The sequence below is a fragment of the Alcaligenes sp. DN25 genome (genome assembly GCF_023674485.1).
In the GTDB taxonomy this organism is placed as follows: domain Bacteria; phylum Pseudomonadota; class Gammaproteobacteria; order Burkholderiales; family Burkholderiaceae_B; genus Alcaligenes; species Alcaligenes phenolicus.
The window spans coordinates 2,007,053-2,024,923 of sequence record NZ_CP098408.1 but is presented as its reverse complement, the minus strand read 5'-3'; the positions used below and the strand labels follow the sequence as shown (position 1 = coordinate 2,024,923).

Genomic DNA, 17,871 nt, shown 5'->3' with positions numbered 1-17,871 from the left:
GCGGACAAATCAGACGCCGGGGTTCGAGCTGCAGCACTATTCATGACCAGATTTCTTCCTTATTCGTTTTCACCAAACTTGGCGTCAAACAACGCCTGAATATCATTGAGGGCCTGATCGGCATCGTCACCCTGGGCATCGACAACCACAGTGACCCCCATTCCGGCGGCCAGCATCATGACACCCATGATACTTTTTGCATTCACGCGCTGAGAGCCACGCGCGATAAAAATCTCACTGCTATAACGGCCGGCCAACTGGGTAAGCTTGGCTGCTGCCCGTGCATGAAGACCTAATTTATTACTGATCGTGATGGATACGCTAGGCATAAGGGCAACTGGAAAAATGAAAGTGAAAATTCAAATTAGCAATGGCAGTCGGCGTGAACAATGCCACGCAATGCGCCTGCCATGACATCCTGAGCGAACTGCTCGGGATTGTCACGTCGCTCGGTCAAGGCTTTCAACACCATGCACATATTGGTGCCGGTCAATAAATAAGCGCCCTGCCCTTGATCTTGCAAAGCTTGCTGGACTCGACGTGCCACGTTAAAGGGAGTGGCACCGTAAAGATCACACAGTATCAGTGTGGCGGGCGAGTCCGGCGCTTGCGTTTGCAACAGCCCCAGCAAGCGGTCTACCGCCGTATCCGTGCATTCGTCGGCCTGAATGTCAAAGACAAACAGATCGGGCTTCTCGCCCAGGACGTGCTCGGCACAGCTGGCAAACGCGCTGGCCAGGGGCTCGTGCATGATCAAGGCAAGGCGAATCACGCGCGTCCCGTCGCTTTTTCGACGGCCTCGGCAAAACGCTGCGCAACATCAAAGCCGGTCTGTTCAGTAATTTCAACGAAACAGGTTGGGCTGGTCACATTGATTTCCGTGACGTAGTCACCAATCACATCCAAACCAATCAGCAACAAGCCACGTGCGGCCAGCACAGGGCCCAGCGTACGGGCAATGTGCCAGTCGTGTTCGGACAATGGCTGGGCAACCCCGCGGCCACCTGCGGCCAGATTGCCGCGTGTCTCGCCGGCCAGGGGAATGCGAGCCAGGGCGTAAGGTACAGGTTCGCCGTCAATGATCAGGATGCGCTTGTCACCCTTGACGATTTCAGGGATGTAGCGCTGCGCCATAATGGTTTGCGTACCATTGGCTGTCAGCGTTTCCAGAATCGCACCCAGGTTGGGTTCGGGATCTTGCAGACGGAAAATACCCATGCCGCCCATGCCATCCAGCGGCTTGACGATCACATCCTTGTGTTCCTGGTGAAAGGCGCGCAAGCGGGCCATGTCACGGGTGACCAAGGTGGGTGGGGTAAATTCCGGAAATTCGGTAATAGCGAGTTTTTCAGGGTGATTGCGAATGGCCGCGCCTGAATTGAATACCTTGGCCCCCTGCTCCTGCGCAAAGCTGAGCAAGTGCGTGGAATAGGAGTATTCCATATCGAAAGGCGGGTCTTTACGCATGATGACTGCATCAAAGACATTCAATTCCTGCTCGGTGGCAGGCTCGGGATGTGTCCACCACGAAGGCGCACGCAAATCGGCATCTGCAGCAATACTGACAGCCTGACTGCGCGTACGAACCCGACTTTGGGAAATGTACAAATCAGACTGCAAGGTCACGCTGACGCGATGACCACGCGCCAGAAATGCACGCATCATGGCAACGGAGGAATCCTTGTAAGCCGACAGGCTGGGCAAGGGATCAATGATGAATAAAACGTGCATATGACACCTAGAGAAAAACGCCTTTGCAGCCGGGCTGCAAAGGCGATTGTGCCCGACCCGCTACTTGGGAGCGAGTCGAGCGACGCATAATGCTCCTGGGCGGATCCAGGCAGTATCGTGCAAGAGTATCAGGACGCTTTCTTGCGAGGCGCCAAGACCATGACCATTTGACGGCCTTCCAGCTTGGGCATGGCTTCAACCTGACAGATTTCGCTGACTTCGTCGCGAATCCGTTCCAGTACGCGCATACCCAGTTCCTGATGAGCCATTTCACGACCACGGAAACGCAAGGTCACTTTGACCTTGTCGCCATCATCAATAAAACGCTTCACATTACGCAGCTTGACCTGGTAGTCGCCTTCGTCCGTACCAGGACGGAATTTGACTTCCTTGATCTGAATGATTTTTTGCTTGGCCTTGGCTTCTTGTTGGCGTTTCTGTTCCTGATAGCGGAATTTGCCGTAATCCATCAAACGGCACACCGGTGGTACAGCCGCAGGGGCGATTTCCACCAGATCCACATCATGCTGTTCTGCCATTGCCAAGGCGTCAGGCACCTTGACGATACCTAGCTGCTCACCCTCGACTCCAATGAGTCGCACCTCTGGAATACGAATTTCACCATTGATGCGATGTTTTTTCTCGGTTGCGATGTCGAAAACTCCTAAAAATGTCGATAAAAACGATAGCGTTCCTGTTTTACTGACGGCTATCGATCTCTTGCTTCAATCGTGCTGAAAAATCGGCTATTGGCATGACGCCCAAGTCCACGCCACCACGCGCACGCACGGCGACTGCGCCGTTTTCACGCTCTTTTTCACCCACGACCAGAATATAGGGCACTTTTTGCATACTGTGCTCACGGATTTTACGAGTGATTTTTTCACCACGCAAATCAGAGGAGGCACGGAATCCCATTTTCTTCAGGTTTTGCGCCACGGATTGAGCATAATCGGCTGAACTTTCGGAAATGCAGCATACCACCACATGCTCAGGAGCCAACCAGGCAGGCAAGGCACCGGCGTGGTTTTCGATCAGCATGCCGATAAAGCGCTCGAAGGAACCCAAAATAGCACGGTGCAACATGACAGGCACACGACGCTGATCCTGGGCATCCACATACTCGGCGCCCAAACGGGCTGGCATGGAAAAGTCCACCTGGATGGTGCCACACTGCCAATGACGACCAATGGCGTCTTTCAGCGTGTACTCAATCTTCGGACCGTAGAAAGCACCCTCGCCTTCCGAGATCTCGAACTCGCAGCCGGTACGGCGCAAGCTTTCGATCAGGGCTTGTTCAGCCTTGTCCCAGACCGCATCGTCACCGATGCGCTTTTCTGGGCGAGTAGCCACTTTGTACAGAATTTCGGTAAAGCCAAAGTCCGCGTAGACGGCTTGCAACTGAGCAGTAAAGGCAGCGCACTCGTCTTGCAGTTGGTCTTCGGTACAGAAAATATGGCCATCGTCTTGGGTAAAGCCGCGTACGCGCATCATGCCGTGCAAGGCACCCGAGGGTTCGTTACGATGGCACTGACCGAACTCGCCGTAACGGATAGGCAGTTCACGGTAGGAATGCAGACCGGAATTGAAGATTTGCACGTGACCGGGGCAGTTCATGGGCTTCAAGCCATAAACACGATTCTCCGACTCAGTCGTGAACATGTTTTCAGCGTAGTTGTCCCAGTGGCCAGTTTTCTTCCACAGCGACAAATCCAGAATTTGCGGTGCTTTCACTTCCTGGTAGCCATTGTCCTGATAGACACGGCGAATGTATTGTTCGACCTGTTGCCAGATCACCCAACCTTTGGGATGCCAGAAAATCAGACCAGGGGCCTCTTCCTGGAAGTGGAACAGATCCAGCTCACGGCCCAGTTTGCGGTGGTCGCGGCGCTCGGCCTCTTCCAGCATGGTCAGATAAGCTTGTTGATCTTCCTTGGTCGCCCAGGCAGTCCCGTAAATGCGTTGCAGCATTTCGTTATTGCTGTCGCCACGCCAGTAAGCCCCGGCTACTTTCATCAGCTTGAATACTTTCAGCTTGCCAGTAGATGGCACGTGAGGGCCACGACACAAGTCAATGAAATCGCCTTCGCGATACAGGCTGATCGGCTCGTTGGACGGAATGGAGGCAATGATCTCTGCCTTGTAGTCCTCGCCAATGCTCTTGAAGAACTCGACGGCATCGTCGCGCAACCACTCTTCGCGGGTAACCACTTCGTCTTTCTTGGCCAGTTCCGCCATTTTCTTTTCAATGGCTTCCAGATCCTCGGGCGTAAAGGCACGCTTGTAGGAAAAGTCGTAATAAAAGCCATTGTCAATCACCGGGCCGATGGTAACTTGGGCATCCGGAAACAAGCTCTTGACCGCGTAAGCCAGCAAGTGAGCAGTGGAGTGACGAATCAAATCCAGACCGTCAGCGTCCTTGGCGGTAATGATGGCCAAATTGCTGTCCTGGTCGATCACATACGAGGTGTCCACCAGACGCGACTCGGTGCCGGGCGTGCCGACACGGCCAGCCAGGGCGGCGCGGCCCAAGCCAGTACCAATCGAGTTCGCCACTTCGCTGACGGAAACCGGGCCCTGAAACTCTCGCTGGGAGCCATCGGGCAGTGTGATTCGGACCATAACACTTCCTGAAATAAAAAACGCGGCCTTGAAAAAGCCGCGCTTTTGAATTGAACGTTCTTGGAAAGCAAACGAAACGCTACGCGGCCACGGCTAGATTTGCCGACGGGTAGTTCGCGTTGAGTTCATAAGATTCTGCTTCCCAAATAACACATTTGATTGGATAAGTTTATCACCTTCGCCCGCTATCGCGGCGTTGTATCGCCACAAAAACCACATTTGGCAAAGAATTCAGTCCATCCGGGGATACCAGCTACGGTAAAAGGCCCATTCTTCGGATTCCGAACCATCTTTCATCAAGCAGGTTCCATAGGCACCACGTCCACTTTCATGAACAATGGTTTGCCCGCCCATGCGCTGACAAAAACTGGAAGCCAGATTGGCCTGCCCGACTGGTTTGGTGGCCGTTTGGGGGGAGCTGGCGCATGCCGACAACATCAAAGAACCTGCACAGGCAGAAACTAAGCGGAAAAACATGATTTCCTTCTCCTTGACCTGATGTTTGCTGATGCCTGACAAATCATTCGAGATGAAGACTGTCCAGGCCGCGTCTGCTGTTAGCGCAGGGTTAAAACCCTCAAGCGCTGGTCGCGAAACAGATCGTGGAAGTAGCTTACTACACTTGTTTGATATGAAAAGTGTACGAAGGCAAGCGTGCAGCAAAAGCAACACGTCAGGTAAAAGAAGCTGCTGAAATCAAGCGTAAATATCGGTGCTTTATTGCAAAGCACGACAAGGCTGGGTGTAGATCAAGAGCGATGCAGCCAAAAAGACAACAAAATAAAGCCCAAAATACCGCAGCCAGCCAGCATTAATACCATAGGTACATAATCGATCAGATTCGAGGCATTAATCATGGCATACATCCCAAAGTCCCAACTAAAACAAGCTTGAGAATATGGTAGCGGGCCACCTTCAAAACATGAAGTCAACGATTGTCAAGATCCGACACAGAGACAACACAAAGACTAGGATTAGACTACATAAGCTTACTTTTGCGGCAAAAATCTTCGCAAAAGCGCATAACATGCAACAAAATGCCAGGAAGAGACGTTTTGTGCCTGCCCCCTATCCATTGAGCATTGTGAAAATGGCGTAAACCACAGGGACAGCCAAGGGGGTAATCATTAATAAAGCCGTATCACGCTTCCATGTCCTGGGACGGGTATGACAGAGTGTGACTCCCAGCAGGACTGTCACCAGCAGATACAAGCCAATAATAATGATAGTGGCTGCCATATCCTCTCCCCTTTGTGATTTGTTTTGCTGTGCTTTTGGTACTTACAAAGTCAGAGCTTGCGCTGCGTCTTGTCCGAACATGGGCGGAAAGGTATTGGCCGCCCACTGCCCTAATCGTGCCGCCGCTGCCTGGCTAGCCAACTTTAGGGCTTCTGATGGCTCCAGCCCCCTTTTCCAGGCCAGGGCAAAGCTGGATAAAAAGGCGTCTCCTGCCCCCACCGTTGAGCACACCGCCACCTTGCACGCAGGTTCCACATACTGCTGACCATTAACAGCCAACACCGCCCCCTGGACACCCAAAGTGATCAGCAAGGCTTGTTGAGAATGGTGTTGCAGACGCGTAGCCAGCTCGCACGCTTCCTGAATCGATAGCTCCAGCTGAATATCGGCACCCTGAACGCCTGCCAGCATTTGGGCCTCTACTGCATTCAAGCCCAGCACATCTGCGCGTGCGTAGACCTGCTTGAATCCCTGACCTTGATGCTGCAAACACGCCACGCTGGGATTCACTACCAGGCAGGCCGAAGTATCATTTCTGTCTGCCAAGGCCTGCGCTAAACTTTCCATAGGCTGCAAGGCCAAGGGAGCCACATAAATCAGGTCCGCTTGCAGATCTTGAGCCTGAACACGCAGGCAGGCATTTGCCCCACGTCGTGCCAGCACCGAAGCACTCCCGGACGGTTCAACCAGAACGATGGCTTTACCAGTGGGCTGATCAGAACAGACCTGCATGCTGCTGACATCAATCCCCAACTGCTCGATATGTGCACGCAAACGATCACCCAGGCCGTCTCGACCCAGTGCCCCAAGCAGGCGAACCGATTCTCCTTGCTCCATGAAGCTCGCTGTCGCATTAAGCGCCCCACCACCTGGATACAAGTCGATCGAGCCCACTTCCTGTTTGTCACCACGCGCCAGCTCGGCTGGCATGCCTGAGACCACAATATCAACGGTAATACTGCCAATCGCTACAAGCTGCACCCTGAACCTCGGCCATGAAAAAAGAGAGCATGAATCTGCTTGGAGCAGTATACCCACGGGCGCAAGCCGATAGTCTATGGTGGAAAATCAGAGCTGGGCCAGTCGTGCAAAGTCGAACAAGCGCACACATCTTTTCAGCCTGTTTGGAGGCGCAGAAGAAGCCGACTAATAGTTGATGCAACAGACATCAAAAAAATCTGGCTCAAGATAAAAAGACATGCTAAATTACTGTTCATCCATACAGCAAAAAGAAGCATCATGTCCTATACCATCACTTTGCACGACGCTCCTTCCGATATCACCGAACGCGGCCGCCGCGAGGCTGAGGAGCGTTTTCGCCGCAGCTTAGAAAAAGTCATGCAAGGCCCGGAGGCCGTGGTCCAGGCCTATCGAGCGTGGCAACTGGCCGAAGAAACGGCAGAGACGGAATTGTCCGGGGAAGACATTGCCCTGGCCAAAAAATGGATTGCCGCCGCCACGCGCGCCATGAGTGATGGCTTTCGTGATCTGGGCGAGTCCGAAGCGTACTTTGAGGTCCGTATCGAACGCTAATATAAAAGCCAGCAAATAGCTGGCTTTTATGATCTGGCATCAGGACTTTGCCGAAGGGTGGTCACGGCGCATCAGCTCCCACTCCTCGATCACCGTGCCATCCGGCAAGGTGCACATGCCCACTTGCCCTGTTGGTGTGTTGACGATATCCAAACGCCCGCCCTTCTCCACGCAATAAGCCGAGGCCGGATTGGCAATTCCCACGGGTGACTGTGTCGAGGCTTGATTGGCGCAAGCAGCCAAGACGCCGACCAGTCCCAGGATTCCCCATTTAGTCATCGTGTTCTCCGGATAAATTCTGTACTGCAGTGTACTGTGCACGGACTAGTTTTCAGGTTGATCTTTTGGTGCTGTCAAAGGATTGGAAATATTTTCCCAGTGCTGGCAGTGAACTGAATGGTGTTCACCGTGTGGAATGAGCTTGCAATCCATGCCGACCTTGGCTTTGCCATCCACAAAAGGAAAGGCGAAATCGTAACGGGCCGGAATCCAGATTTTCAGTGACTGGTCGTGAAAGCCCATCTTCCCCTTGGCGACGAAACGGGCCAGACCTTCTTCAAAGTAATCAGGGCCGTTGTCGTAAATAAAGGGACGCAGAACTGCTTCGCCCCTTTCATTCACATAAACCCAGCCTTGTTCATCCTGTATCAGGCTTTGCCCTTGTGCGATGGGGCTGAATACAGGTAGTAGAACCAATATAAAAGCAGATAGGGCTGAAAGAATCCGTCGTCCGGATCCAAGCCCAGCAGCTTGCAATCCTGCAATTGCGGTTGCGGTTGCGGTTGCGGTTGCGGTTGCGGTTGCGGTTGCGGTTGCGGTACCAGTATCCACGCATGAACCTATGCCATTGCTCATATCGCGTACAGTTTCCACCTTAGCCACCACACTAATACGATTACTGGCACCAAGCCCAGTCCCAGCCCCAGTCTTACAGCTTGCGCGCTTCAAACGAAATAATTCCGTCAGTGTCCTGCGGTGTCTTGCCGTACTGATACCCGCCGGAGATAACAATCTCGCCAAAACCCACTTGCTCCAGCGCCATGCGCAGTTCCTGAACACCCCACCAACGCAGCGAGAACTGTTCCAGCTGGGTTTCCAGCAAGACACCATGCTCCCACAACTCGTAGCGATGCATTTCACGGCTTACCTGAGCGCAATAGTCCTTGTCCAAGGCGGTGGCATTGAGAGTAATAAGCCCATGCGGAGCGGCCGACCAAGTCCGCATGCCTGGATGCACACTCAAAATCGCCGCCACCGGGTCCAGATCCAGCAACAGTCGCCCACCTGACTTCAGGCTGGCATGAAAACGGCTTAGCGCGGCCATGCCTTGCTCAAACGAATCCAGAAGCTGAAAAGAGCCAGCCGGCACCACAATCGCCTCCAAGGAGCGGTCTGCTGTGAAATCCGTAAAACCGGCCAGTTGAAGCTGTGTCGTCAAAGAACGCAGTTCCAATTCACGGTGGCAATAATCCAGCATTTCCTGCGACAGATCGAAGCCGCTGATATCCAGCCCCGCCTGCAACAAGGGAATCAGAATGCGCCCTGTGCCTACTGCGGGTTCCAGAATGGGTCCGCTTGTGCCTTGCAAGCGCTCCAGGTAGTACTCCACATCCCCGAAAGAGCGTCCTACCGGCTTGTCCAGGTGATATACCAAAGAAGCCAGCTTGCCGTAGCGATTGTTCATCATTGTTCTACATCCTGCTATTTGTCTTACTCAACAGCCTGAACACGCATTTCAGCGCCTTCCACCGCCAAGACCACAACCGCAGCGCCCTGCTCCAGATTTTGGGTCGCTGTGGCACTGTAATAACTATCGTTGAGCCGAATACGTCCACGGCCGTTCACAAAGCTTTCGCTGACCTGCGCGCGAGCCCCCACATAGGCACTCAAGCCGGTATTCAAAATATCAGGCTGATTGGCCCGGCTGCGCCGTTGCCAACGTACACCAACGACCACCCACCCCAACATGGCCACGGCCAGAATCAACCATTGCAACCAGGAGGGAGCATCCGGCCAGGCGGCGGCAAACAAGCCCACCGTCAAAGCCCCCAAACCCAGCCACAGCAGATAGACGCCAGAGATGACGACCTCGGCAGCGATCAGCACGACGCCAGACACCAGCCAGTACCAAAAGGAATCAAAAATGAATGACAAGATCAGCACCTCCAGCTATCCGCTTAGCCTTGTCCCAACTTGCTGCCGGTGGTCTTGAGCAGCTCGGTCACACCTGCCACCGCACCGGTAATGCCGCTGGCCTCCAAAGGCATCAGAACCAGCTTGCTATTGGGGCCCGTGCCCACATCACGCAAGGCTTCCACATACTTCAGGCCCACAAAGTACTGCAGGGCTTGTACATCACCGCTCTTGATGGCTTCGGACACTTCGCGGGTTGCACGGGCTTCAGCCTCGGCTTCACGCTCACGCGCTTCAGCACGCAAGATAGCGGATTGCTTTTCACCCTCCGCACGCAACACAGCCGCTTGCTTCTCCCCTTCGGCTTGCAGCACTTCGGCTTCTTTCTGGCCGCTGGCCTTGGTCACGGCAGCACGACGATGACGCTCAGCCGTCATCTGCAGGTTCATGGCTTCCTGCAACTCGGGAGCCATATTCAAATCACGGATTTCCACGCGGGTAACTTTCACCCCCCAAGGTGTCGTCGCTGCATCCACCGCTGCCAGCAGGCGATCGTTAATCACTTCGCGATTGGACAGCATGTGATCCAGTTCCATCGAACCCAGGACCGAACGCAAGTTGGTGGTGGTCAGGTTCACAATCGCCATTTCCAGGTGATCAATCTCATAGGCAGCCTGGGCAGCATTGTCGATGCGATAAAACACGACACCGTCAGCCGTCACGGCCACGTTGTCGCGGGAAATCACATTTTGCGAGGGAACATCCAGCACGGATTCCATCATTTTGAGCTTGCGACCCACGCGGTCCATAAAAGGGACCAGCAAGGACAAGCCCGGCGTCAGGGTGCGGGTGTAGCGACCAAAGCGCTCGACCGTCCATTGCTGGCCCTGAGGCACAACTTTGACCCCAGCCATCACCACGACCACAGCCAAGAACGCCAACATCACCACAAAAGTAAAGGAGCCACTCATGTCGTCACCATCTCCAAGAACACAACTAAAAAAGCGATTCTAGCCCAGCCTTAATGACAGATCTGCTAAAGCGGATGTTTGACCGCCCTATAGCCTATCCATTCCCCATTTGACCGGGCAGGAGCTAAAGAGAAATGCGGACAAGCTAGACGAAAGGGGCGCAGCCGGAGAAAACCGTTGCGCCTTTAAGGACAGACAGAACCCGAAAAAACGAGCGGCTGACTCAATTCAAAATATCGTACAAACGGAAAATCCACAGCCCTTTATAGACTATCGTCAGCACCACCAAGGCCGCCTGATAGCGCTTGCTGGGCACCAGCATGGCGATCAGGCCCATGACAATGAACACGGCTTGCTGCAAGGGGTATTCCACACCCAGCGACAAGAAATACTCTTTTCCTTTAATGGCTGTATCGACCAGGTCCATAAGCTGAATCAGCACAAAAAAGCCGTAAAGCGAGCGCCGCCGGGTCTGGAAATAATCCTCGAAACCGCGGTATTCCTCCATATTGGACGGAAACAACAAGGACGCCATGATGGCAAACACACAGGTATACAAAATCAGGAAAAAATACAGCTGAAAGGACCAGACCTGCACTTTCACCAGACTGAATTCATACCACCAAAAATGGATAATCGTCAGGAACAGATACAGCACCCACCCCAAGTGAATGGGATAGATACGCTTGGCTTTGGGGTGTTGGATGAATTCAGAGACGCCTACGATCAGTCTGGAAATGCTGATACCCAGCACCATGCCAATGATGATGCGTACGTGGACAAAATGCTCTGGATGGATCAACTCTGGCGGCACGCGCTGTCCTTGCAAAGTGGCTAATCCTGGCACACCTTAACAGAGTCATTGCAGGGCTCCAAGCGCGTAATTTCCCGCTAAGAGCCCTGATATTTGCGTGAATATCTTTCGTCCCTTCGTCAAAATCCGACTGCTCTTTTGCCGAAGGAAACGGTCAAGTCTTAATAACGCGGCGCAGGCGCGTATTGCCCATTGCCTTTGTCAGCAGGAAAAGGATTGGGCGACGGCACGGTAGCTTGAGTCGGAGTCACCGGGCGTACTTCGTAAAGCACCGTACCGATCACACCGATATTGCGTTTGTCACCCGCCAGAGTGTTCGCCGCGTAAGCCCGGTCCTTGCCCGAGAAACGAAAAGCGGCCACTTCGTCAGCACTTTTACGAAAGCCCTCGATACGCAATACGGCCCCGGCCTGCAAGAGATAGCCGTTATAGCTGCGGCTGCCCGGTTTGCCCGACAAGACATCCAGACCATCTACCGTGGTGATGATTTCATAAGGCGTAGCGCTGCGATTGGTATAGACCAGAACGTAACGTTCCCCTGCTTTACCCGCCAGCTGATAGTTTTTCTGCCCGATGCTGCTGAAAATTGTCAAAGGTGCGTCGCGCCCATCATGCACAGACAATTCCACCTTGCCTTGATCCAGCAAAATACTGCGCTGGGCATCCAGGTTTTGGCCCAAAGCCTGGCGAATACTGCGTTCATCGGAATAGGCTAATTGCAGCTCATCACGCAAAGGCTCGACGCGCTGAGCCTGAACCGAATAGGCCCGTGACTCACGCCCTTCTCCCCATTGCGTACCCAAAGTCGAGGCCGTTTGTGGGGCTGCCGCTGAGACCGCCTCACGCTGTGCCGATTGTTGAGGCACACTGCTGCAAGCTGATAGCAACAAGGCAACGGCCAGCACGCCCCACCGTCCACGGTGCCGTGCGAATAATGTTGATTGAAACAGACTCATGCGCTTCCCCTTTTTGTCAGTACAAGTGCCATGACAAGCCCCTGTTGAGCGCGAGTATTCCTGATCTCTCTGCGTTTGTGACGTCAGCAAATTTCTAAATTGAAATTGCCTGTATCAGGAAGAATCAGTAAGGCAACAAACCAAACCTCGCAAAGAGGCCTACTATAAACGTCATTCCTCCTCACGAGCCGCAAGCATGGATATTCAGAACCTACCCTTTTGCACCGTTAACTGGTCCGACATTACTCCTACAGAACACAAAGGCGAAACAGGTATGGCCCTGTGGCGCACCCAGCAATTTGGCCCCATTCGCGTACGCATGGTGGAATACAGCCCCGGCTATCTGGCCGACCACTGGTGCGTAAAGGGCCATATGTTGCTGTGTCTGGAAGGCCGGCTGGATACCGAACTGGAAGACGGCCGCCGCTTCACCCTGGAACCGGGACAGTCTTACCATGTGGCTGACAATGCCGAGCCGCACCGTTCCTCCACTCAGACGGGCGCCAAACTCTACATCGTGGATTAAAGCCTGTTACGTAAAAACACCCTTTAGATGATCGTAACTGGCTATCTAAAGGGTAAACAATCCCTCTGTGCTGACGTTCATTTTTGTCATCTACACCTCATAGTTTGCCCCTCCCGCTTTTTAAACCAGCGATCGCCTCACTCCCCGTAACGATGGCCCTCGCCATGCCGCGCCCTGCATCTGCATAAGATCGCCAGGCAGGCTGCCCAATGCCCCGCTCTGCCTCTGCCTCTGCCTCTGCCTCTGCCTCTGCCTCTGCCTCTGCCTCTGCCTCTGCCTCTGCCTCCAACAGGCTAGTTCAGCCTGCAGAAATAATCCTTATTTGATTTGCGCATCGACTTTTCAGCTAAGCATAAATACAATACCAAAACGTTTTGGTTGAGCATAAAATCAAAACCAAATCGTTTTACTCATAAATTCGATAAAAACCTAAAGGACTGCAGCAGGCTCTTTAGCACCTGACAATGCAGCACAGGAGACACTTATGAAAGACACCCCCACTGCGCAAGTGGATGAGCTGTATTCCCCTCAGCGCATGATTGCCTTCGGGCTGCAACACGTACTGGTCATGGCCGCCTCCCCTATCGCCGCCGTGTTCTTAATGAGCAAGGCCCTGGGCTTTGATGCTGCCCTGACCACTCAGCTGCTGAGCGCCACCTTTCTGGTCTGTGGCATAGGCACCTTGATCCAATCCTTCGGCCCAGCCGGTATAGGCGCCAAACTACCTTTTGTGATGCTGCCCGGTGGTGCGCCCATCATCCTGTTCATTCTGATCGCGCAACAAACTGATCTGCCCACCGCCTCCGGGGCGGTGATTCTGTCCGCCCTGCTGTACTTTCTGATCGTCCCCATCTTCAAACGCTTTTTGCGTTACTTCCCTTCGCTGGTCATCGGCATCATGCTCTTGCTGGTTGCCATCAACCTGGCGCAAATATCCGGCAAATTAATTGCCGGCACACCCGGCTCGGCCAATTTCGGTAATACCGACAATTTGCTGCTGGCCCTGATCACCATTGCGTCTACGGTGCTGTTTGCCCGTTTGCTCAAGGGCATGTGCCGCCAGTTGGCTATCTTGCTGGGCTTGATTGTGGGTGCCTTGTCCGCTGCCTTGATGGGCGACATCAGCTTGAGCGGCGTGGGCAGTGGCCCACTGCTGGCCCTGCCATCACCTTTCCCCTTTGGCCCGCCCAACTTTGATCTGATCGCCGCTTTGCCGCTGCTGCTGTTCACCTTGATTTCCATGGTGGAAGCCACTGGCCAGACCATTGCCTTGAATGAGGTCCTGGGCAAGGAAAACGAGGCCGAACAACAGGCACAAGTGCCCAATACGATCCGTGGCGACGGGCTGGCTTCTTTGCTGGGCGGTATTTTCGGGACCTCGCTGATCATTACCAGTGGTGAAAACATCGGCATCATTCGCGCGACCCAAGTGCGCTCCCGCTATGTCACGGCCGTCGGCGGACTGTTCCTGATTCTATTTGGCGTGTTCTCGCCGCTCTCCGCGCTGATCAGCGTCATTCCTGCCTCTGTCATTGGCGCAACTGGGCTGGTGGTCTTTGCCATCGTCGGCACCATGGGCATAGACATGTTGCGCAAGGTAGACCTGCGCGGCCATGCCGCCATGTATGTGGTTGCCACGGCCCTGGCGGTCGGTTTGCTGCCCATCGTCGTTCCCGGCATTTACGACCAACTTCCCTCCCAAGTGCGATTGCTATTGTCCAACGGCGTTGCTATGGGTGCGCTGACGGCGGCTGTTTTGAACTACCTGTTCATTCACCTCGGCCAGCGCTCGCCCAAACCCGCTCCCCTTCAACATTCTTGATGAGCTGTGCCATGAATCACGCTTCTTTATTCCAATCCCACGACCTGGCTCAGGCCCGCATTCTGGAACCCGAACACCTCTTGCTGCCCCAAGGACCTGTCAGCGGACACGCTGTCCTGATTGAAGAAGGTCGCTTCAGCGATATTGGCACGGTAGAAGAGATAGCCGCCCGCCACCCTGGACTGCCACGTCTGAGCTTGCCCGGCCATTTGCTGATGCCCGGTTTTGTGGATGCACACCATCACGTCACCCAGTCATATGGAAAGTCGTTGGTATATGGCGAACCTTCGGAAATTTTCCGCCGGGTCTGGGTGCCGCTGGAAAGCACCTTGAATGCACGCCATCTGTATGCCTCCAGCAAGCTTTCTGCGCTGGAAGCCTTGCGGGGCGGTTTCACGACGGTTTGCGACGCTGGCACGCGATCGTCCGAGGATCTGGACGCGATTGTGCAAGCCACCACAGACGTAGGTATACGCTGTGTTTTGGGGCTGATCTGCAACGACAAGCACAGCGCGGTACTATTGGATGCAGAGCCTATTGTGGCTCGCGCCCAGGCCCACCTTCAGCAATGGGAGCACCATGCTTTGATCAGCCCTTCACTGGCTATCTCTATTCCCGAAGCCGCCAGTGATGCGATGTTGCATCGTATCTATTCCATGAGCGAAGAAGCGGGCCGTGTATTCCAGACCCATGCCAACGAGCATTTGGTCGCGGTGGAGCGTTCCTTGAATGCCCATGGTCGTCGCCCGATCGAGCATCTTGCCCATATTGGTGCCCTGGGTTCGGCTTCCTTGCTGGCCCATGCCACCTTGGTTACCCCCAGCGAAATCCGGCTGATGGCTGATTTGAACGCTGCCGTTTCCTACAACCCGGTTGCCAGCGCCTGGAAAGGCAATGCCGTCGCTCCTGCCGAAGCCATGCGCGTTCAAGGCATACGTTTGGGCATGGGGACGGACGGCACTCGCAGCGATGCCTTTCGCATGATGGATTATGGCGAGGCGGCGCAACGCTTTGCCTTCGGCATGATGGTGGGCGACTCCTCTTGCGGTGCGGGTTGGACCTGGCTGGATATGGCGACCCGAGGGGGGGCCGAAGTCATAGGCCTGGGAGCTCAAACCGGGCAGATTCGGGTGGGCGCCCAAGCCGACTTCCTCGTGGTCGATCTGCAAGTGCCCGAGATGACACCCTCCTGGGATCTGCCTTGGGAACTGGTTCGGATTGCTGCTCGCGATCAGATTCGGGCTGTCGTTGTCCAAGGCAAGCTGCGTCTGTGGGAAGGCCAGCCTGTGGATTGGGATCCCCTGCCCTTGTTGGAAGAAGTGCGTGAGCTGGCTCGCCATGCGGTCGCGCAATCGGATATCCGCAAGCTGCACGCCCCATCCACCGAACACCTGGCTCGTCACGCCGAGCAGGAAAAGGCCTTGGCATGACAGTGGGTTTGCTGATTGCTTTTGCCGCCGTGCTGGCGGGTGCCTTTATTCAGGGTGCCAGCGGGATGGGTTTTGCCCTGATCGTAGTCCCGGTACTGGCTTTGGTTCATCCCGAGGCCATACCAGGAGCGCTCCTGTTTCTGATGCTGCCGCTGAACGCCTATGTTGCCTGGCGTGAACGTGGGGCGATCGACCGCTGCGGCGCGGGCTGGATCACCGTCGGACGTTTTGCAGGGACTTTTGCCGGTTTGGGGATTTTGCTGGTGCTGTCGACTTACTGGTTAAACCAGTTTGTCGGTATCAGTACCTTGCTGGCTGTACTGGCGTCGGTGCTGGCTCCCAGCTTCACGCCCGGCAAGAAGGCCTTTATTGCCACAGGTCTGGTCACCGGCATCACTGAAACCGCCACTGGCATTGGTGGCCCGCCTTTGGCTCTGGTGTACCAACACGCCCCTGTCGCCACCTTGCGCTCGACAGTTGCCTTGTGCTTTCTGGTGGGAGAAGTGATTTCGCTGGCCGTGCTGGGTATCTCCGGCGCGCTACAGTGGTCCCACCTGAGCTACGCCGTGTTGTGCCTGCCCGCATTGCTGCTGGGGATGGGCTTGAGCAGCCTGGTACATCACAAGCTGGATCAACGCCGTTTGCGCATTGGCGTTCTGATGTTTGCGACCGTCTCCGGTCTGGCCGTCATGCTGACTTAATCGTCCAGCTGTGTAGAGGCACGGGCCCGAAGTTCCGGCTTTGGGCCCAAAGCCGACAGGCGGCTCTTATCACCCGATAGATGCTCGAACAGCAGTTCTACCGCCAGGGTGGCCACTTGTTCCAGATGAAGATCCACAGCTGTCAACGCCGGTTCTGCGGTACGGGCACGCAAGCCATCGTAACGAGTGGCGATCATTACATCCTGCGGGACACGCAAACCGGCCTGCTGCACAGCCGCCAAGGCGCCCACTGCAAAGGCATCCACAGGCACACATAAGGCATCCGTATCGGGATACTGTGTTAAAAGCCGGGCGCAGGCATCAAATCCACCGGCTTCACCCAAGCTTTCCTCTACCTGCATATAGCGCACTGGCATGGCGTGCGCTGCAGCGAAATTCTCGTAGGCTTTTTTATGGCTGGCGTAAGAGTCACGTGCGGCACTGCTTTGCACCAGGGCGATACGTCGCCGTCCTTGCTCCCACAAGTGATTCAATAACAAATGCGCGGTTGCGGTCGATTGCAGATCGATAAAGGGAATGTTGTCTACGCTACCGCCTTGACGCCCAATCGACACCAAGGCCACGCCACGCTCTTGCAACAAGCGCACATTGGGATCATCCGTCATGGGCTCCAACAGAATCGCCCCATCAATATCCAGACCTTCCAGAAAGGCCTGGGCATTTTCCAAGGGCGGCACGAACACCAGAGCCAGGCCACGCCGCATAGCTGCCTCGGCCGCAATGCCCGCCACTTCCATCATGAAGCCCAGACGCGAAACGCCACCCGACACGGCAAAAGGCATGGACGATACCAGGGCAATGCTGTTGGCCGCCCCCGAGCGCAAGCGCTGCGCTCGTACATTGGGCCTATAGCCCATATCAGCCGCGATCTGTTTGACCTTGGCACGCGTTAACGGGTCCACCACCCCTCTGTCATTCAAGGCGTGTGAAACCGTAGTCAAAGACACCCCTGCCGCCTTGGCGACATCGCGGATGGTGATACGACGAGGGGGGGTAGCAGAGGAACGTGGCAAGGCTGGATCAATCAGAAAAGGGAGAGAGAGGAAAATAGCATAGCGCTGGGAGCTTGTTTACGTAGAGCAAAGCAGTGAATCAGCCAAATTTTAAAAACAAAGAATCTTAGCTAGAGTGTTTGGCCAAGCTCGTTCAGGAGCCATATTACAAGTTAATACCTACTCAAGGGGACACTAACATTTCGACGCCCCTCCAGCAGACTGTTAATTGTCAGTGGCGTCTCGCCATAGGCACTGCCATTGCAAACAACAGTGGCTCCTTCGGGATCGCCAGGATAAGTGACGGCGATACAGGAACAAGCAGCAGGAAGCAGGGAAAAACACAAAGCAAACAAGGCCTTGATGTCATTCATTCTTTT

At 54.7% G+C, this 17,871-nt stretch carries 23 protein-coding genes; 6 read left to right on the top strand and 17 right to left on the bottom strand.

Annotated elements, in window-relative coordinates; genetic code table 11:
- Window positions 1–59: 59 nt before the first annotated feature.
- The 6 genes from NBV64_RS09470 to NBV64_RS09445 form a co-directional block, all read right to left on the bottom strand.
- Window positions 60–329, bottom strand: coding sequence for an HPr family phosphocarrier protein (locus NBV64_RS09470; RefSeq protein ID WP_003800381.1), 270 nt, complete (start codon window positions 327–329; stop codon window positions 60–62).
- A 35-nt stretch (window positions 330–364) separates the two neighbouring features.
- Window positions 365–772, bottom strand: a complete 408-nt coding sequence (locus tag NBV64_RS09465; RefSeq protein ID WP_250757197.1) for a PTS sugar transporter subunit IIA — start codon at window positions 770–772, stop codon at window positions 365–367.
- Window positions 769–1,731 carry a glutathione synthase gene (gene gshB / locus NBV64_RS09460; protein WP_060185793.1) on the bottom strand — a complete coding sequence of 321 codons (963 nt, stop codon included), beginning with the start codon at window positions 1,729–1,731 and terminating at the stop codon, window positions 769–771. The genes NBV64_RS09465 and gshB overlap by 4 nt, the downstream gene beginning before the upstream one ends.
- A gap of 128 nt (window positions 1,732–1,859) precedes the next feature.
- On the bottom strand, window positions 1,860–2,384 hold the full coding sequence (infC, locus tag NBV64_RS09455; protein WP_080584954.1) for a translation initiation factor IF-3: 525 nt from the start codon (window positions 2,382–2,384) through the stop codon (window positions 1,860–1,862).
- Window positions 2,385–2,430: 46 nt separating this feature from the next.
- A complete protein-coding gene (gene thrS, locus NBV64_RS09450; protein WP_009454405.1) occupies window positions 2,431–4,353 on the bottom strand; it encodes a threonine--tRNA ligase in 1,923 nt (640 codons plus the stop codon).
- 231 nt (window positions 4,354–4,584) lie between these two features.
- Complete coding sequence (locus NBV64_RS09445; protein ID WP_009454406.1) at window positions 4,585–4,830, bottom strand: putative hemolysin; 246 nt, start codon at window positions 4,828–4,830, stop codon at window positions 4,585–4,587.
- A 161-nt stretch (window positions 4,831–4,991) separates the two neighbouring features.
- On the opposite strand from NBV64_RS09445, the gene NBV64_RS09440 reads away from it, so the two are divergent.
- Window positions 4,992–5,168 (top strand): hypothetical protein, encoded by a 177-nt coding sequence (locus NBV64_RS09440; RefSeq protein ID WP_250757196.1) that lies wholly within the window; start codon window positions 4,992–4,994, stop codon window positions 5,166–5,168.
- A gap of 253 nt (window positions 5,169–5,421) precedes the next feature.
- Here the strand turns inward: NBV64_RS09440 and NBV64_RS09435 are convergent, their stop codons facing one another.
- Together NBV64_RS09435 and NBV64_RS09430 are read right to left on the bottom strand one after the other, a co-directional pair.
- On the bottom strand, window positions 5,422–5,592 hold the full coding sequence (locus tag NBV64_RS09435; protein ID WP_250757195.1) for a hypothetical protein: 171 nt from the start codon (window positions 5,590–5,592) through the stop codon (window positions 5,422–5,424).
- Window positions 5,593–5,634: 42 nt separating this feature from the next.
- Window positions 5,635–6,573, bottom strand: coding sequence for a carbohydrate kinase family protein (locus tag NBV64_RS09430; RefSeq protein ID WP_021446651.1), 939 nt, complete (start codon window positions 6,571–6,573; stop codon window positions 5,635–5,637).
- 258 nt (window positions 6,574–6,831) lie between these two features.
- On the opposite strand from NBV64_RS09430, the gene NBV64_RS09425 reads away from it, so the two are divergent.
- On the top strand, window positions 6,832–7,125 hold the full coding sequence (locus tag NBV64_RS09425; RefSeq protein ID WP_003800394.1) for a hypothetical protein: 294 nt from the start codon (window positions 6,832–6,834) through the stop codon (window positions 7,123–7,125).
- A 39-nt stretch (window positions 7,126–7,164) separates the two neighbouring features.
- Here NBV64_RS09425 and NBV64_RS09420 read toward each other — a convergent pair whose 3' ends face one another.
- The 7 genes from NBV64_RS09420 to NBV64_RS09390 all read right to left on the bottom strand — a co-directional run bounded on the left by NBV64_RS09420 (window position 7,165) and on the right by NBV64_RS09390 (window position 11,999).
- On the bottom strand, window positions 7,165–7,404 hold the full coding sequence (locus tag NBV64_RS09420; RefSeq protein ID WP_250757193.1) for a putative hemolysin: 240 nt from the start codon (window positions 7,402–7,404) through the stop codon (window positions 7,165–7,167).
- Window positions 7,405–7,449: 45 nt separating this feature from the next.
- On the bottom strand, window positions 7,450–7,998 hold the full coding sequence (locus tag NBV64_RS09415) for a WG repeat-containing protein (RefSeq protein ID WP_250757192.1): 549 nt from the start codon (window positions 7,996–7,998) through the stop codon (window positions 7,450–7,452).
- Window positions 7,999–8,053: 55 nt separating this feature from the next.
- Entirely contained in the window at window positions 8,054–8,812 is a 759-nt protein-coding gene (locus NBV64_RS09410; RefSeq protein WP_083053597.1) for a class I SAM-dependent methyltransferase, read from the bottom strand.
- Window positions 8,813–8,835: 23 nt separating this feature from the next.
- Entirely contained in the window at window positions 8,836–9,288 is a 453-nt protein-coding gene (locus NBV64_RS09405; protein ID WP_026482689.1) for an NfeD family protein, read from the bottom strand.
- Between the two features lie 14 nt (window positions 9,289–9,302).
- Complete coding sequence (locus tag NBV64_RS09400) at window positions 9,303–10,229, bottom strand: SPFH domain-containing protein (RefSeq protein ID WP_009454414.1); 927 nt, start codon at window positions 10,227–10,229, stop codon at window positions 9,303–9,305.
- A 223-nt stretch (window positions 10,230–10,452) separates the two neighbouring features.
- Window positions 10,453–11,058, bottom strand: a complete 606-nt coding sequence (locus NBV64_RS09395; RefSeq protein WP_250757191.1) for a hypothetical protein — start codon at window positions 11,056–11,058, stop codon at window positions 10,453–10,455.
- Between the two features lie 146 nt (window positions 11,059–11,204).
- On the bottom strand, window positions 11,205–11,999 hold the full coding sequence (locus NBV64_RS09390; protein WP_250757190.1) for a hypothetical protein: 795 nt from the start codon (window positions 11,997–11,999) through the stop codon (window positions 11,205–11,207).
- A gap of 196 nt (window positions 12,000–12,195) precedes the next feature.
- On the opposite strand from NBV64_RS09390, the gene NBV64_RS09385 reads away from it, so the two are divergent.
- The 4 genes from NBV64_RS09385 (at window position 12,196) to NBV64_RS09370 (ending at window position 16,478) form a co-directional block, all read left to right on the top strand.
- Window positions 12,196–12,525, top strand: a complete 330-nt coding sequence (locus NBV64_RS09385; RefSeq protein ID WP_026482692.1) for a DHCW motif cupin fold protein — start codon at window positions 12,196–12,198, stop codon at window positions 12,523–12,525.
- Between the two features lie 484 nt (window positions 12,526–13,009).
- Entirely contained in the window at window positions 13,010–14,347 is a 1,338-nt protein-coding gene (locus NBV64_RS09380) for a uracil-xanthine permease family protein (protein ID WP_035267711.1), read from the top strand.
- Between the two features lie 11 nt (window positions 14,348–14,358).
- The gene (locus NBV64_RS09375; protein ID WP_250757189.1) at window positions 14,359–15,777 is read left to right on the top strand and encodes an amidohydrolase family protein; all 1,419 of its coding nucleotides are present in this window, start codon (window positions 14,359–14,361) and stop codon (window positions 15,775–15,777) included.
- On the top strand, window positions 15,774–16,478 hold the full coding sequence (locus NBV64_RS09370) for a sulfite exporter TauE/SafE family protein (protein ID WP_250757187.1): 705 nt from the start codon (window positions 15,774–15,776) through the stop codon (window positions 16,476–16,478). The genes NBV64_RS09375 and NBV64_RS09370 overlap by 4 nt, the downstream gene beginning before the upstream one ends.
- On the opposite strand, the gene NBV64_RS09365 is transcribed toward NBV64_RS09370, so the two are convergent.
- Complete coding sequence (locus NBV64_RS09365; protein WP_250757186.1) at window positions 16,475–17,512, bottom strand: LacI family DNA-binding transcriptional regulator; 1,038 nt, start codon at window positions 17,510–17,512, stop codon at window positions 16,475–16,477. The genes NBV64_RS09370 and NBV64_RS09365 overlap by 4 nt on opposite strands.
- A gap of 152 nt (window positions 17,513–17,664) precedes the next feature.
- The gene (locus NBV64_RS19150; protein WP_352230611.1) at window positions 17,665–17,865 is read right to left on the bottom strand and encodes a PEGA domain-containing protein; all 201 of its coding nucleotides are present in this window, start codon (window positions 17,863–17,865) and stop codon (window positions 17,665–17,667) included.
- Between the last annotated feature and the right edge of the window lie 6 nt (window positions 17,866–17,871).